This window comes from Stenotrophomonas sp. P5_A9 (assembly GCF_056400525.1).
This window is the reverse complement of record NZ_JBFULC010000011.1, coordinates 61604-76534: the sequence shown is the minus strand read 5'-3', so window position 1 is coordinate 76534 and position 14931 is coordinate 61604. Positions and strand designations below refer to the sequence as shown.

General features: G+C 67.6%; 12 protein-coding genes and 1 rRNA gene. 7 read left to right on the top strand and 6 right to left on the bottom strand.

Annotated features, from left to right (window positions below; all coding sequences use genetic code 11):
* Positions 1-19: 19 nt before the first annotated feature.
* Positions 20-134 (top strand): 5S ribosomal RNA (gene rrf / locus AC1DR7_RS05455).
* An 807-nt stretch (positions 135-941) separates the two neighbouring features.
* Here rrf and AC1DR7_RS05450 read toward each other — a convergent pair.
* The 3 genes from AC1DR7_RS05450 to hemH all read right to left on the bottom strand — a co-directional run bounded on the left by AC1DR7_RS05450 (position 942) and on the right by hemH (position 5203).
* The gene (locus AC1DR7_RS05450; RefSeq protein ID WP_457320574.1) at positions 942-2711 is read right to left on the bottom strand and encodes a methyl-accepting chemotaxis protein; all 1770 of its coding nucleotides are present in this window, start codon (positions 2709-2711) and stop codon (positions 942-944) included.
* A gap of 684 nt (positions 2712-3395) precedes the next feature.
* Positions 3396-4244 carry an alpha/beta fold hydrolase gene (locus AC1DR7_RS05445; RefSeq protein ID WP_478050912.1) on the bottom strand — a complete coding sequence of 283 codons (849 nt, stop codon included), beginning with the start codon at positions 4242-4244 and terminating at the stop codon, positions 3396-3398.
* Entirely contained in the window at positions 4241-5203 is a 963-nt protein-coding gene (hemH, locus tag AC1DR7_RS05440) for a ferrochelatase (protein ID WP_478050911.1), read from the bottom strand. Before hemH ends, AC1DR7_RS05445 begins: the two co-directional genes overlap by 4 nt.
* Positions 5204-5368: 165 nt before the next feature.
* On the opposite strand from hemH, the gene AC1DR7_RS05435 reads away from it, so the two are divergent.
* The 4 genes from AC1DR7_RS05435 (at position 5369) to tatC (ending at position 7903) form a co-directional block, all read left to right on the top strand.
* The gene (locus AC1DR7_RS05435) at positions 5369-6271 is read left to right on the top strand and encodes a lipid-binding SYLF domain-containing protein (protein WP_457321438.1); all 903 of its coding nucleotides are present in this window, start codon (positions 5369-5371) and stop codon (positions 6269-6271) included.
* Positions 6272-6344: 73 nt separating this feature from the next.
* Positions 6345-6572, top strand: a complete 228-nt coding sequence (tatA, locus tag AC1DR7_RS05430) for a Sec-independent protein translocase subunit TatA (protein ID WP_256776343.1) — start codon at positions 6345-6347, stop codon at positions 6570-6572.
* Positions 6573-6587: 15 nt separating this feature from the next.
* Positions 6588-7160: a Sec-independent protein translocase protein TatB gene (tatB, locus tag AC1DR7_RS05425; RefSeq protein WP_457321441.1), complete on the top strand. Its 573-nt coding sequence runs from the start codon at positions 6588-6590 to the stop codon at positions 7158-7160.
* On the top strand, positions 7157-7903 hold the full coding sequence (tatC, locus tag AC1DR7_RS05420) for a twin-arginine translocase subunit TatC (protein ID WP_256776341.1): 747 nt from the start codon (positions 7157-7159) through the stop codon (positions 7901-7903). The genes tatB and tatC overlap by 4 nt, the downstream gene beginning before the upstream one ends.
* 145 nt (positions 7904-8048) lie before the next feature.
* On the opposite strand, the gene AC1DR7_RS05415 is transcribed toward tatC, so the two are convergent.
* The 3 genes from AC1DR7_RS05415 to AC1DR7_RS05405 form a co-directional block, all read right to left on the bottom strand.
* Positions 8049-8951 (bottom strand): BPSS1780 family membrane protein, encoded by a 903-nt coding sequence (locus tag AC1DR7_RS05415; RefSeq protein ID WP_256776340.1) that lies wholly within the window; start codon positions 8949-8951, stop codon positions 8049-8051.
* A gap of 127 nt (positions 8952-9078) precedes the next feature.
* Positions 9079-9798 carry a glutamine amidotransferase gene (locus AC1DR7_RS05410; RefSeq protein ID WP_256776339.1) on the bottom strand — a complete coding sequence of 240 codons (720 nt, stop codon included), beginning with the start codon at positions 9796-9798 and terminating at the stop codon, positions 9079-9081.
* A complete protein-coding gene (locus AC1DR7_RS05405; protein WP_256776338.1) occupies positions 9770-11620 on the bottom strand; it encodes a GspE/PulE family protein in 1851 nt (616 codons plus the stop codon). Before AC1DR7_RS05405 ends, AC1DR7_RS05410 begins: the two co-directional genes overlap by 29 nt.
* Before the next feature lie 116 nt (positions 11621-11736).
* On the opposite strand from AC1DR7_RS05405, the gene glyQ reads away from it, so the two are divergent.
* A complete protein-coding gene (gene glyQ, locus AC1DR7_RS05400; RefSeq protein WP_256776337.1) occupies positions 11737-12648 on the top strand; it encodes a glycine--tRNA ligase subunit alpha in 912 nt (303 codons plus the stop codon).
* On the top strand, positions 12645-14741 hold the full coding sequence (gene glyS / locus AC1DR7_RS05395; RefSeq protein ID WP_478050908.1) for a glycine--tRNA ligase subunit beta: 2097 nt from the start codon (positions 12645-12647) through the stop codon (positions 14739-14741). Before glyQ ends, glyS begins: the two co-directional genes overlap by 4 nt.
* Positions 14742-14931 lie beyond the last annotated feature (190 nt).

Genomic DNA, 14931 nt, shown 5'->3' with positions numbered 1-14931 from the left:
GCGACACTCCAAAAGCCTCCCTGGTGAAATTAGCGCTGTGGAACCACCCGATCCCATCCCGAACTCGGAAGTGAAACGCAGCTGCGCCGATGGTAGTGTGGCTCAAGCCATGCGAGAGTAGGTCATCGCCAGGGTTTATACCCAAAAACCCCGCTGCTCACGCAGCGGGGTTTTTCTTTGCGCGTGTTCCGGCGTCGGTGTCGCGCATTACCGTCCCGGTAGAGCCGAGCCATGCTCGGCTGCTTTCCAACACCTGTGCATGATCCCCCACCGGCGCGGTGCCGAGCATGGCTCGGCACTACCTGACGGCGGGGAATGCACATACCTGTCCCGGTAGAGCCGAGCCATGCTCGGCTGCTTTCCAACACCTGTGCATGATCCCGACCGGCGCGGTGCCCAGCATGGCTCGGCACTACCAGGCCGCGGGGTATGCACATACCCGTCCCGGTAGAGCCGAGCCATGCTCGGCTGCTTTCCAACACCTGTGCATGATCCCCACCGGCGCGGTGCCGAGCATGGCTCGGCWCTACCTGACGGCGGGGAATGCACATACGTGTCCCGGTAGAGCCGAGCCATGCTCGGCTGCTTTCCAACACGTGTGCATGATCTCGACCGGCGCGGTGCCGAGCATGGCTCGGCWCTACCCGGCTGCGGGGAATGCACATACGTGTCCCGGCACGGTCGTTTCCCCATCGACCACGTTTCATGCTGCGGCCGCATCGACGCATGGCCCTGTGATGCGGAGGCGCCGTACACAGGGCCATGCCCATCCTTGCCAGGCCATTGTCGGCGAGGGCACCGCACCGGCGGTCCAGCATGATGCAACCCTGCTGCGCAGCCCGATAAATAAAAACGGCGCCCTCGCAGGCGCCGTTTGTCCTTCTCGCTGCTGCGCTCGCCGCATCATCGGTGCATGGCGCGGGTCGCTGTCGAACGCTGGCTCAGACCTCCATGGCCTCCGCTTCACGCGCCAACGTCCTCGGTGGCTGCACGCGCTGCCCATGCCGGAACACCGCCACCGCTTCGGTCAACTCGGCCGCCTGCTCCTCGAGCAGGCGCGCGGCCGCGCTGGCTTCTTCCACCAAGGCGGCGTTCTGTTGGGTGGCGTCGTCCATCTGCGCAACGGTCTGGTTGACCTGGTCGATGCCGCTGGCCTGTTCCTGGGAGGCCGAGGAGATCTCGGCCATGATGCCGCTGACCCCGGCCACGCTGCCGACGATCTCGGCCATGGTCCTGCCGGCATCCTGCACCAGACGGGCGCCGTCGGCGACCTGCAGCACGGAGTCCTCGATCAGGCCCTTGATCTCCTTGGCGGCGTCGGCGGAGCGATGGGCCAGCGTACGTACTTCGCTGGCCACCACGGCGAAACCACGGCCCTGGTCGCCGGCACGCGCGGCTTCGACCGCCGCGTTCAGCGCGAGGATGTTGGTCTGGAAGGCGATGCCGTCGATTACCCCGGTGATGTCACCGATGCGCCTGGAGGCCACCTGGATGGCCTCCATGGTCGTGACCACGCGGCCCACCACTTGGCTGCCGCGGCCGGCGACATCCTGCGCGCCCTGGGCAAGCGCGCTGGCCTGGCGCGCGTGCTCGGCGTTCTGGCGCACGGTGGAGGTGAGCTCTTCCATCGACGCGGCCGTCTCCTCCAGATGTGCCGCCTGGCGCTCGGTGCGCTCGGACAGATCGTTGTTGCCGGTGGCGATTTCGCTGGCCGCCAGCGAAATCGAGCCGGTGCACTGCTTGATGCGCTCGACCATGGCGGTCAGCTGCGAAGCGGTGGCGTTGGCATCGCGCTGCATGGCGGCGAAGGCGCCGTCGAAGTCGCCCTGCATGCGTTGGTCCAGGTCGCCGCGGGCGAGTGCGGACAGCACCCGGCGGATCTCGCCCACGGTGCCGCCGACGCTTTCCAGCAACTGATTGATGCCGCCGGTCAGCCCATCGAGGAAGCTGGTGCCGGCATTACCGACGGGTAGCCGGCGATCAAGGTCGCCCTTGGCGGCGGCGGCGACGATGTCGGCCACGGCGTTCTCCAGCTGCAGTTCCTGGGTGCGGTCATGCCACTCCACCGCAAAGCCCAGGCGCCTGCCCTGTGCGTCGAATACGGGCGTCACCACCTGCGCGAAATGCACCGGGCCGATGCGGATACGGCCGTGGTGAACCTGCTGCAGCGTGTTGAGGATGGCGCGGATGCGATCCGGATTGACATGGAAGCGGTGGATGCTGCTGCCGACCAAGCCGTCGACATCGAAATCCGGGAACGCTTCGCGCAGGCTGTCCTGCTGGTTGCGCAGCAGGCGGATGACCGCGTGGTTGACGTAGCGGATCACGTGGTCGTTGTCGGCGATCATCATCGCGGTTCGCGAAACATCCAAGGCCTGGCGGATCTGCGCATCGTGCTGGTGCCCGGCGTCGTCGCGTTCACGGTCGCTGGCCAGCGCGAGCGCGGTGGCGTGGGACTGCTGTGTGTCGCGTAGGACGAGGTGCGCCTGCCGACGTACGCGCGCGGCCAGCACGAACAGCAACGTGGCGACCAGGGCCAGCGTGAGCAGCAGCCACCAGTGCCGCTGCCAGAGCGCGGTGCCGAGCGCGGCGGCAACAAGTGCCGCGACCGACAGCAGGTAGAGGGTGTTGGTTCTGCCCGTCAGTGCGGACGGGTGGAGCGGATGAGTGCGGTCGGGCGGGCGGGACGGGGCGAGCGGATGGGCAGACATGGCAACTCCAGGATCAGAAGCAGGCGGGATGGCCCGACGCGCGCGGAGGCGGACAGGCGAAAGGCGCGCCGGACACCGTGGTTGCGGTGGGCGCTGCGAAAGAGGTGAGCGGCGGGGCGGACGGCAGGCGATGACAGGCACGGCAATCGCGGCGACGGTGCGGGGCACCGCCGGCATGGCCCGGTCCTTGTGGGCGATGGCACAGCCAACACGGCATTGCGACGACGTTCCCTGAAGCCTTGGGGTGGTGCGCGGCTTCGCGACGGCGGAGCAAGCGACGGCGCAGGCCAAAGACATCGTCCTGCTTTATCGGTATCGGTCCAATTGCGTGGAAGTTGAGTGCGTCAGGTTGTCGCAGGCCCCGGTGGGGCTGCGGTGCGCTGGCTGCAGCGGCGCTTGCCGCTGCACAGCCGCGTGATCACCGGTCCGTGCGTCAATGAGATCGCAGTTGAGGTCGGCGCTCGTTCGGGAACCGACCCAACCCGGGCAGCATCACCGCATGCGTGCGGACGCCGTGCTGCATCCGATTGCCCGACGCGTGCGGACGCGTTGTTGCATGCGATTGGCCAACGCATGCGGAAACGGGGGCTGCATGCGATTGCCCTGTCCGTGCGGACACACGTATTGATTGCGATTGCCCGACCCGCGGATACAGGTGCCGCATGCGATTACCGGGTGTGCGCGTCAGCCGGCCAGGAACCGGCGGACCACGTCACCGACTACCTGCGGGTGTTCCATATGCAGGTGATGGGTGCCGGGGAACACCGCCAGGCATCCGTTGCGCAACAGCTTGATGCGCTCGCTGCGGAGGGGTTCGGGATAGTACGACTGCGCCGGCGTGGCGTAGATCACCTGGGTAGGGCATTCGATCGCGGCGAGCAGGTCGTCGATCTGCGCTTCGCTCAGACGCATCGCAGTGGGCAGCATCAGGCGTGGATCGCTGCACCAGCTGTAGCCACCGTCGACCGGTTTGACGCCGCGTTCGACCAGCAGGCGTGCGCACGGCTCGCTGAGCTGGTTGGTCATCATGCGTGCGCGGATCGGGGCGGACAGGTCGGGGAATACGCGCAGGTTTTTCCCGGGCAACGCACGTGCGGCGCGTACGTGGTCGCGCAGGCGCTGGGCGGTTTCATCCTCCGGGCCGCGCAGGCCGCCGAGGGCTTCGATCGCCACCAGCCGCTCCACGCGCTCGGGTGCGGCCGCTGCGGTCAGGCTGGCGATGCCGGCGCCCATCGAATGGCCGATCAGGGTGAAGCGATCCCAACCCAGTGCATCGGCGACATCGAGTACGTGGCAGATCGCGCCGGGCGTGTTGTATTGGGTGCCGGCCGGCAGGTGCGCGCTGTGGCCATGCCCGGGCAGGTCGAGGCAGACCAAGTCCAGGTCGGGCAGCTGCGCGGCCAGTGGGACGAAACTGGCCGCGTTGTCGAGCCAGCCGTGCAGCGCCAGTACGCGCTGGCCACCCGGCTGTGCCGCGCGCAGACCGGCGGCGATGAAGCCGCCGACGGCCAGGGAAAACGGCTGCAGGCTCATCCCAGGGCCGCGATGCTCAGCCGCGACAACGCCAGCGCGTGTTCGGGGGCATCGTTGAGGCAGGGGATATAGCGCATCCGCGCGCCGCGCTCGGCCACGGTCTCGGTGAAGCCCAGGGCGACTTCTTCCAGGGTTTCCAGGCAGTCGGTGGCAAAGCCCGGGCAGACCACGTCGATGGTGCGGACGCCGCCTTCGGCCATCGCCCACAGGGTCGGTTCGGCGTAGGGCTGCAGCCATTTCTCGCGACCGAAGCGCGACTGGTAGGTGAGCCGCCAGGCGTCATCGGGCAGATCCAGCGCCTGCGCGATCGCCTTGGCACTGGCCTCGCAGCGCTGCGGATACGGATCGCCGGCATCGGCCAGGCGCTGCGGGATGCCATGGAAGGAAAACACCAGCTGCTCGCCGCGACCGTGCTCGGCCCACCACTGGCGGATGCGGGTGGCCACCGCCTCGACCCAGTCCGGATCGACCGCGTAATCGCGCACCAGGGTGACGGTGACGCCGGGATGCCGTGGCTGCCAGTCGCGCACCTGGTCCTCGATGGAGGCGGTGGTGGTGGTCGAATACTGCGGATACAGCGGCAGCACCACGATCCGGCGCATGCCTTCGGCCGCCAGCCGGTCCAGCTCGGCGGTCAGTGCCGGGGCGCCGTAGCGCATGGCGTGGCGCACCCGCACGTTGGGCATCAACGCCTGCATGGCCTCGGCCAGTCGCCGTGTGTAGACCATCAGCGGCGAGCCGTCCGGCAGCCACACCTGGGCATACTTTGCGGCCGAGCGGCCACTGCGCAGCGGCAGGATAAGCCCGTACAGCAAGGGTTTCCACAGCAGTGGCGGAATCGCGACCACGCGTGGATCGGTGAGGAATTCAGCCAGATAACGACGCACCGCCGGGGCAGTGGGCGTCTCGGGGGTGCCTAGATTGACCGCCAGCACGGCGGTGTCGGGTGCGTCGAGCATAGGGGGCATTCTCGCAGGTCTTCGCGATTGCGGGATGGAATCGATGAATCGCGATGAGTGATGCGGCATATCAATAGACGGCATCACTCATTGCGGATTCATCGCAAGCCTTCTAAGTTCAGGATCTTGCTTTATCTTCGTCTGCATCGACTTCTGGAGCCCACCATGCGCCGCCTCAGCCTTGTACTGCTGATCTCCGCCAGCCTGCTGTTGTCCACCCAGGCGATGGCCGGGCCACAGGAAGACCAGCGCGCCCGCAATGCGGTGCGTGTATTGAACGAGATCCAGGAAATGCCCGAGCAGGGCATTCCGGACAAGTTGCTGGATGAAGGCCGCGCGATCGTGGTCATTCCCGACACGATCAAGGCGGGTCTGGTGATTGGCGGGCGGCGTGGCCACGGCCTGATGTCGGTCAAGAATGCCGACGGCAGCTGGTCCAACCCGGTCTTCGTCAAGCTGACCGGTGGCAGCATCGGCTTCCAGGCCGGCGTGCAGTCCTCGGACGTGGTGCTGGTGTTCCGCAATGACCGCAGCCTGGACAACCTGGTCAACGGCAAGTTCACCCTGGGCGCCGATGCAGGCGTGGCCGCCGGTCCGGTCGGGCGCAATGCCGCCGCCGCCACCGATGGCCAGCTGAAGGCCGAAATCTGGTCGTGGTCGCGTGCCCGTGGCCTGTTTGCCGGTGTCGCCCTGGACGGTGCCGTGCTGCAGATCGACGATGCCGCCAACCTGGACGCCTACGGCAGCAACACCACGCCGCGCATGGTGTTCGAGGGCCGCATGGGCGAGCCACCGTCGATCGACGTGGTGGCCTTCCGCGATCGCCTGGAAGAAGCCACCTATTCCGCTCGTGAGAAGCGCGGCACCGCCGGCAGCGCGCCGGCCCCGGCCGCACGCCCGACCGCGCCGGTTGCCGCGCCATCGGCGGCGCCGGTAACTGAACAGGCACCGGCGGCAGGCGCGACCACCGCGCCACTGCAGCCCACCCCGGCCCAGCCGGCGCCCCAGCAGGGTTTCCAGTCGGTCGGTGAAGGTGAAGTCCGAACTGAATCGCTGGACGGCAACTGACTTTCGTCACGCGCGCCGGCCTGTGGCCGGTGCGCTATGCTCAACTGTCTGATCACTACGTAACGAGCAGCTCATGGGCAGTTTCAGCATCTGGCATTGGTTGGTCGTGCTGGTCATCGTTCTGCTGGTGTTCGGCACCAAGAAACTGACCAGCGGCGCCAAGGACCTTGGCAGCGCCGTCAAGGAATTCAAGAAGGGCATGCACGACGAGGACAAGCCGAACGCGCAGCTCAGTGACAACTCGCGTCCGCAGGACTCGACGACGACGTCGCAGACCGAGCACGACCGCGACCCGCGCTGATCGGGACGTTCGAGCGTGTTCGATATCGGTTTCAGTGAACTGCTGGTCATCGCGGTGGTGGCTCTGGTCGTGCTCGGTCCCGAGCGCCTGCCCAAGGCCGCCCGCTTTGCCGGGCTGTGGGTGCGCCGCGCGCGCAACCAGTGGGACTCGGTGAAGCAGGAGCTTGAGCGCGAGCTGCATGCCGACGAGATCAAGCGCCAGTTCCGCGACGTGCAGTCCTCGGTGCAGGACACCGAAGCGCAGCTGCGTGCCAGCGGTGAAGCCGTCCGCCGCGAAGCGGAGATGATGCGCCAGGACGTGGCACGCCATGGCGATGCGGTAGCGGCCGCGGCCGCGGCCGGCGATGAGCCGGTCATGACCGGTCCGGCACCGGGTTCGCCGGCCAGCGTCGCCCAGCACGTGGTGGCGCCGGATGCGGTTTCGGTCGAGGCGCCGCGCGATGCGATGGCCCCGCCGGGTATCGATGGCACCTCGCCGCGCGCGATGGCCCCGGCCCCGTCACCGGTAGCCCCAGACCCTGCCCCGCTGCCGCACGTCGAGGGCGCACCAGGCACGGCCCCACTGCCGGGCAACGAGGCGCCGCGATGAGCGAACACGAGTATCCGGAAAGCTCGCTGGTGGAGCATCTGATCGAGCTGCGCGCGCGTCTGGTGCGCGCGATCATCGGCCTGCTCGCGGTGCTGCTGCTGTTGCTGCCGTTCTCGCGCACGATCTACACCTGGCTGGCCGAGCCGCTGATTTCGCAGCTGCCCAACGGGCAGACGATGATTGCGACCAATCCGGCTGGCGCGTTTTTCGCACCGCTCAAGCTGACCTTCTTCGTGGCCGTGTTCGTGGCGGTGCCCTGGCTGCTGTACCAGTTGTGGGCGTTCGTGGCGCCGGGGCTGTACGCGCGCGAAAAGCGCCTGGCCGTGCCGCTGCTGGCCTCGTCGGTGTTGCTGTTTTACCTGGGCTGCGCGTTCGCCTACTTCCTGGTGCTGCCGGCGGTATTCCACTTCCTGACCACCTTCCGCCCGGAAGTGATTGCGATCACTCCCGACGCGAATGCCTACCTGGACTTCGTGCTGGCGATCTTCTTCGCCTTCGGCACCAGTTTCGAGTTGCCGGTGGCGATGGTGATCCTGGTGCTGCTGGGCTGGGTGTCGCCGCAGCAGTTCAAGGAAAGCCGCGGCTATGCGGTGGTGGGCATTTTCATCGTGGCCGCGGTGCTGACCCCGCCGGACGTGGTGTCGCAGCTGCTGCTGGCCATTCCCATGTGCGTGCTTTACGAGCTGGGGATACATGCGGCCAAGTGGCTGGTGCCCTCGTCGGTGGTGAAGCCGGCCGGGTGATGGGTAATGGGGCGTCGGGTTACGGCAGCTGATCGTCGCTGTGGCCGATTGAAGGCAGTCGATCAAAGGCAGCCGACCAACGGTCGGCTCTACGGCGAGGGCGCAAATAAAAACCCCGGCATCTGCCGGGGTTTTTGTTTGTCGATCAGGCCGCGAACACGTTGCTTGGGCCGGGAACCGGCGGCGGCGGGGTACGGCCACGGTGGGCGAACATCTGCTTCCAGGCCGCATACACCGCGCCGACATACAGCGGCATGATCACCGTGCTCATCGACAACTGCACCACGAATGCCGCCGCGCCCATGCCGCCGAACAACAGCGCCAGCTGCATCAGGATGAACACCAGGAAATAGATGCACAGCGCCGCGATCAGGCCGAGCACCATGAACACCGCCATCGCGCCGAAGTTTTCCAGGCAACCCTGCAGGCTCATGCGCAGCGCATGCATGCCGCTTTGGCGGTCGAACACCACCAGCGCCGGCTGGGTGAACATGGCCATGCTCAGCGCCACGAAGGTGGCGAAGGTGATCAGGATCCACAGCAGGATGCGCTTGACCGGTGCGTCGGCCATCAGCGCCAGGATCTGCTCGTTGCTGGGCTGGGTGCCGGACTGCTGCAGCTGCTGCATCTTGTGCAGCATGTCGCTGGAGGCGGTCAGGCCGTCGCTACCGATCAGGGCGAACAGCAGGGTGCCCAGTGCGATCACCGCGATGAGCTGGATGGCCAGCGGCACCAGCAGGTGGGTGACGCGACGGTCGCGGATGGGTTGCAGCAGGTGGGTGGGCAGCGCCCGGTGGCCCTGGTCGATCTCGCTGACCGCCCACAGCATGCCGCCGAACACCAGCGGGCCCACCGCCAGCGACAACAGCTGCACCAGCAGCCCGAGCCAACCGGGCAACAGCTGCGCCAGCACCAGGATCAGCGAGCTGACGATCATGCCGATCACGCCCAGCACCGCCAGTTGCAGCGGCGCGCGGCCATACAGGGAGAAAGCGTCCAGCAGCCATTGGGCGCCCGCCGAGGCGGGCAGCTTGCGAATCTCGCTCATACCATTCCGGAACAGGGGAGGGGCACGCGCGCCCCGAATCCGATCGATTATCCCTGTTTTCCGTGCGCGTCACCTGAAGGCCGGACGCGTTGCCCGGGACACTGCATCGCGCGGCCCGGCAGGATGCTCAGGCGTTGCGTGCCTGGCGTACGAAACGGCGCAGCAGCTGGCGTGCCAGCGGCGCGGCACTGACCCCACGGGCGACGCTGCGCGCGCACCCGCCATGGCTGCGGATGCACTCGGCGCGGGCGCGGACGTAGCCGCGCATGTGGTGGGTGGCGAACTCGGGATGGAACTGCACGCCCCAGGCCTGGCGGCCGAAGCGGAAGGCATGGCAGTTGTCCTGTGCCGAACGCGCCAGGATCGCCGCACCGTCGGGGGCGCGCAGCACCGTCTGCAGGTGGGTGGCGTGGGCCGGGAAGCGCTCGGGCAGCCCGGCGAACAACGGGTCTGTGCTGGCCGACGGATCCAGCGCCAGTTCGATGGTGCCCGACTCACGCCCGGCCGGGTTGTAGGCCACCTCGCCACCGAGGGCATGCGCCAGCAACTGGTGGCCGTAGCAGATGCCGAACACCGGCCGGTCGTCGTGGACGGCGCCGCGTAGCCACTGCGCGCTGCGTTCGCTCCAGTCGGCGCGGTCGGTAACGTAGGCGGCCGAGCCGGTGACGATCACCCCGGCGAAGTTGCGGTGGTCGGGCAGGGCCCCGCCGTGTTCGACATCGACCACAACCGTTTCGTCGGCATCCAGGCCGGCGGCGACGCGGATCCAATGCGGAAACCGCCCGTAGCGACGCAGCGAGGCGACGGGTTGGCCGGTTTCAAGAATCAGGAACGGGGCGGAATTCATCCGGGGGCGGCAGCACTGACAGGACTTCCTCGATTGTAGTCAGCCCTGCGGCCACCTTTTCAAGTCCCGCGCGGCGCAGGGTTCGCACCCCTTCAGCACGTGCGGCGCGGTTGAAGGCGGCCAGATCCATGTCCGCGCGGATCAGGGCGCGCAGCCGCGAACCCAATGGCAGCAGCTCATACAGCCCGACCCGGCCGAGGAAACCGGTGCGCCGGCAGTCGATGCAGCCGGCCGGCGCATATGGCGTGGGCGCCTGAGGTAATGCCTCTTCGCCATCAGCCAGCACCGCCCATTGGGCCGCACTGAGCGGGCGCGGCACCTTGCAGTTCGGGCACAGGGTGCGGACCAGGCGCTGGGCCAGGATGCCGTTGAGGGTGGAGGCCAGCAGGTAGTGCGGCACGCCCAGGTCGAGCAGGCGGGTGATCGCCGAGGGCGCGTCGTTGGTGTGCAGGGTGGACAGCACCAGGTGCCCGGTGAGCGAGGCCTGCACCGCCATCTGCGCGGTTTCCAGGTCGCGGATTTCGCCGATCATGATGATGTCCGGGTCCTGCCGCAGCAGGGTGCGCACGCCGCTGGCGAAGTCCAGGTCGATGTTGGTCTGCACCTGCATCTGGTTGAATTCCGGGGCGATCATCTCGATCGGGTCTTCCACCGTGCAGACATTGACGTCCGGGGTGGCCAGCCGTTTCAGCGTGGAATACAGGGTGGTGGTCTTGCCCGAGCCGGTCGGGCCGGTCACCAGCACGATGCCGTGCGGACGTTCGACCAGGGCGGTCCAGCCGGCCGCTTCCTGCGGGCTGAAACCGAGCTGGTCGATGCTCTTGAAGGCCGCATCCGGGTCGAAGATGCGCATCACGCACTTCTCGCCGAACGCGGTGGGCATGGTCGACAGGCGCATTTCCACCTCACGCCCGCCCGGCGACCGGGTCTTGATGCGGCCGTCCTGCGGGCGCCGGCGCTCGGCCAAGTCCATGCGCCCGAGCACCTTGATGCGGCTGACCACGGCGGTCATCACCGCCGGCGGCACTTCGAACACCTTGTGCAGCACCCCATCAATGCGGAAGCGCATGCGGCCCATGTCGCGGCGCGGCTCCAGGTGGATGTCCGAGGCGCGCTGCTCGTAGGCGTACTGCAGCAGCCAGTCGACGATGTGCACGATGTGCTGGTCGTCGGCGTTGACGTCGCCGGCGCGGCCCAGTTCGACCAGCTGCTCGAAGCTGGGCAGGGTGGCGTTGGCCTCGCCGCGCACGTCGCCGCGCGCACCCCGCACCGAGCGGGTGACCCCGAAGAACTCCATGGTGTAGCGGTGCAGGTCCAGCGGGTTGACCATCGCCAGTTCGATCCGGCGCCGGGTCAGGTGCTGCAGGTCGCGCAGCCATTCCTGTACCAGTGGCTCGCTGGTGGCCACCAGCAGCCGTTCACCATCCACCGCCAGTGGCAGGAAGCGGTGGCGGCGCGCATAGGCGTGGGAGACTACGGCGGTGACCGAGGCCACGTCGACCCGGGTCGGGTCGATGCGCAGGTAGCGGGTGCCGGTGCGCGCGGCCAGCCATTCGGTCAGCCGTTCCAGACCGAGTTCGCCGCCACCGGTGGCGGCCAGCTTCAGGTTGGCCAGCAGCACCAGCGGATGCACTTCGCTGGCGTTGCGCGCGCCTTGGGCGGAGAAGCGGATGCGCTCCAGGTCGGAGGCGGCGACCTGGCCATCGGCGACCAGCGCGGCGACCACCTGTTCGAAGCCGAGCCGGCCCGGCGGCAACGGCACCGCCATCCCGGCACCGGGATCGGCGGGGGCGGCGAAAACTACGGGAGGGCGCTGTTCCATCCGCCAATTTCCTCAAAGCGCGCCAGGCGCGCGGTAATGGGGTGGGCCGTCCAGAAGGCGGCAACGCGGTCGCTCGCTATACTAGCGCACCCCTTCTGCAGGCAAGAATCCGCCGCATGTCCGTCACCAAGAGCGTTCCGATCACTTTCCAGGGCCTGATCCAGACCCTCAACCAGTATTGGGCGCAGCAGGGCTGCGTGCTGATCCAGCCGCTGGACCTGGAGGTGGGTGCCGGTACCTTCCACCCGGCCACGTTCCTGCGCTCGATCGGTCCGGAAAGCTGGAATGCCGCGTACGTGCAGCCTTCGCGCCGCCCCACCGACGGCCGCTACGGCGAAAACCCCAACCGCCTGCAGCGCTACTACCAGTACCAGGTGGCGATGAAGCCGAGCCCGGACAATATCCAGCAGCTGTACCTGGATTCGCTCAAGGCGCTGGGCATCGATCCGCTGGTGCACGACCTGCGCTTTGTCGAGGACAACTGGGAATCGCCGACCCTTGGTGCCTGGGGCCTGGGCTGGGAAGTGTGGTTGAACGGGATGGAAGTCACCCAGTTCACCTATTTCCAGCAGGCCGGTGGCCTGGAGTGCAAGCCGGTGCTCGGCGAGATCACCTACGGTCTGGAGCGCCTGTGCATGTACCTGCAGAACTGCGACAACGTCTATGACCTGGTCTGGACCTATGGTCCGGACGGCACCCCGGTCACCTATGGCGATGTGTACCTGCAGAACGAGATCGAGCAGAGCACCTACAACTTCGAATACGCCGACGTGGACGAAATGTTCCATCGCTTCGATGCCTGCGAAAAGGAAGCGCAGAAGCTGGTCGATGTCGGCCTGCCGCTGCCGGCCTACGAGCAGGTCTGCAAGGCCAGTCACGCCTTCAACCTGCTGGATGCGCGCCGTGCGATCAGTGTGACCGAGCGCCAGCGCTACATCCTGCGCGTGCGCGCGCTGGCCCAGGCGGTGGCCAAGCTGTACGAGGCCAAGCGCCTCGAAGCCGTCGCCGCCAAGGAGGTGCAGGCATGAGCACGATGCTGCCGCTGCTGATCGAACTGGGCACCGAAGAATTGCCGGTGAAGGCGCTGCCGGGCCTTGCCCAGGCCTTCTTCGATGGCGTCGTGGATGGCCTGAGCAAGCGCGGCGTGACCATCGATCGTGGCCATGCCAAGCCGTTGTCGACCCCGCGCCGTCTGGCCGTGCTGCTGCCCGGCGTGGCCGTGGAACAGCCCGAACAGCACAGCGAAGTGCTCGGTCCGTACCTGAACATCGCACTGGATGCCGACGGCCAGCCGACCAAGGCGCTGCAGGGTTTCGCGGCCAAGGCCGGGATCGACTGGACCGCGCTGGAGCGCACCAGCGATGCCAAGGGCGAACGCTTCGTGCACCGCTCCACCACGCCGGGCGCGCGCACCGCGTCACTGCTGCCTGAGATCCTGCGCGAGGCGATCGCGGCGATGCCGATCCCCAAGCCGATGCGCTGGGGCAGCCACGCCTATGGCTTCGCCCGCCCGGTGCATTGGCTGGTGCTGCTGCACGGCACCGAGATCATCGAGGCCGAGCTGCTGGGCCTGAAAGCCGACCGCATGAGCCGCGGCCATCGCTTCATGCACGACAAGACCGTGTGGCTGTCTTCGCCGGAGGACTACGTCAGCTCGCTGCAGGCCGCCTTCGTGCTGGTGGATGCCGACGTGCGCCGCGCGCGCATCGTCGAGCAGGTCAATGCCGAGGCCGCCCGGGCCGGTGGCCAGGCGCGGATCACCGATGACAACCTGGAGCAGGTGGTCAACCTGGTGGAATGGCCGGCGCCGGTGCTGTGCAGTTTCGAGCGCGAGTTCCTGGCCGTGCCGCAGGAAGCGCTGATCGAGACGATGGAGATCAACCAGAAGTTCTTCCCGGTGCTGGATGCCGGCGGCAAGCTGACCGAGAAGTTCATCGGCATTGCCAACATCGAATCCAGGGACGTGGCCGAGGTGGCCAAGGGCTACGAGCGGGTGATCCGTCCGCGTTTCTCCGATGCCAAGTTCTTCTTCGACGAAGACCTCAAGCAGGGTCTGGACGCGATGGGCGACGGCCTCAAGACCGTCACCTACCAGGCCAAGCTGGGCTCGGTGGCCGACAAGGTCGCCCGCGTGGTCGCGCTGGCCGAGGTGATCGCGCCGCAGGTGGACGCCGATCCGGTGCTGGCCAGGCGCGCCGCGGTGCTGGCCAAGAACGACCTGCAGTCGCGCATGGTCAACGAGTTCCCGGAGCTGCAGGGCATCGCCGGCCGTCATTACGCGCTGACCGGTGGCCAATCGCCGGAGGTGGCGCTGGCCATCGACGAGGCTTACCAGCCGCGCTTCGGCGGCGATGACATCGCGCTCTCGCCGCTGGGCAAGGTACTGGCCATCGCCGAGCGCCTGGATACGCTGGTCGGTGGCTTTGCCGCCGGCCTCAAGCCGACCGGCAACAAGGACCCGTTCGCGCTGCGCCGCAATGCGTTGGGGCTGGCGCGCACGATCATCGAGAGCGGGTTCGACCTGGACCTGCGCGCGCTGATCGGCACGGCCATCGCCGGCCTGCCGGCGGGCGTGCAGCCCAGCGCTGAGCGCAAGACCGAGGCGTTGCCGCAGGAACTGTACGAGTTCATCCTCGACCGCCTGCGTGGCTATTACGCCGACAAGGGCGTGCCCGCCACGCACTTCAACGCGGTGGCCGAGCTGAAGCCGGCCTCGTTGTATGACTTCGACCGCCGTGTCGATGCGATCGGCATCTTCGCCGCGCTGCCCGAAGCGGAGGCGCTGGCTGCGGCCAACAAGCGCATCCGCAACATCCTGCGCAAGGCCGAGGGCGACATCCCGGGCATGGTCGATCCGGCGCTGTTGGCCGAGCCGGCGGAAAGCGAGCTGGCCGAAGCGGTGGAAGCGGCCATCGACGACAGCAATGCCAGCCTGCACCAGAAGGATTACGTCAGCGTGCTGGCGCGTCTGGCGCGGCTGCGTCCGCAGGTGGATGCGTTCTTCGACGGGGTGATGGTCAACGCCGAGGATCCGGCGCTGCGCGGCAACCGCCTGGCCCTGCTCAAGCGCCTGGGCGACCGCCTGGGCAGCGTGGCGGCGATCGAGCACCTGTCCAACTGAGGTGGCGGGGGCCGCGTGGCCCCCGCTGACAACACCGAAGGCGCGAACGGTCACCGCCGTCGCGCCTTCTGCATTTCCAGCCTCGCGTGGCGCGCGCTGTGATGTGCCGCGGCCGGTTGCGGACGGTTCTGTCCGACAACCTGCTGCCATCGATGAGGCGGTTAACGTCAGAAGCCACCTGCTGCCCGAT

Excerpts from the sequence above, each read along its gene's own strand:
- AC1DR7_RS05450 (WP_457320574.1), bottom strand. The coding sequence starts at position 2,711 with ATGTCTGCCCATCCGCTCGCCCCGTCCCGCCCGCCCGACCGCACTCAT.
- AC1DR7_RS05445 (WP_478050912.1), bottom strand. The coding sequence starts at position 4,244 with ATGAGCCTGCAGCCGTTTTCCCTGGCCGTCGGCGGCTTCATCGCCGCC.
- hemH (WP_478050911.1), bottom strand. The coding sequence starts at position 5,203 with ATGCTCGACGCACCCGACACCGCCGTGCTGGCGGTCAATCTAGGCACC.
- AC1DR7_RS05435 (WP_457321438.1), top strand. The coding sequence starts at position 5,369 with ATGCGCCGCCTCAGCCTTGTACTGCTGATCTCCGCCAGCCTGCTGTTG.
- tatA (WP_256776343.1), top strand. The coding sequence starts at position 6,345 with ATGGGCAGTTTCAGCATCTGGCATTGGTTGGTCGTGCTGGTCATCGTT.
- tatC (WP_256776341.1), top strand. The coding sequence starts at position 7,157 with ATGAGCGAACACGAGTATCCGGAAAGCTCGCTGGTGGAGCATCTGATC.
- AC1DR7_RS05415 (WP_256776340.1), bottom strand. The coding sequence starts at position 8,951 with ATGAGCGAGATTCGCAAGCTGCCCGCCTCGGCGGGCGCCCAATGGCTG.
- AC1DR7_RS05410 (WP_256776339.1), bottom strand. The coding sequence starts at position 9,798 with ATGAATTCCGCCCCGTTCCTGATTCTTGAAACCGGCCAACCCGTCGCC.
- AC1DR7_RS05405 (WP_256776338.1), bottom strand. The coding sequence starts at position 11,620 with ATGGAACAGCGCCCTCCCGTAGTTTTCGCCGCCCCCGCCGATCCCGGT.
- glyQ (WP_256776337.1), top strand. The coding sequence starts at position 11,737 with ATGTCCGTCACCAAGAGCGTTCCGATCACTTTCCAGGGCCTGATCCAG.
- glyS (WP_478050908.1), top strand. The coding sequence starts at position 12,645 with ATGAGCACGATGCTGCCGCTGCTGATCGAACTGGGCACCGAAGAATTG.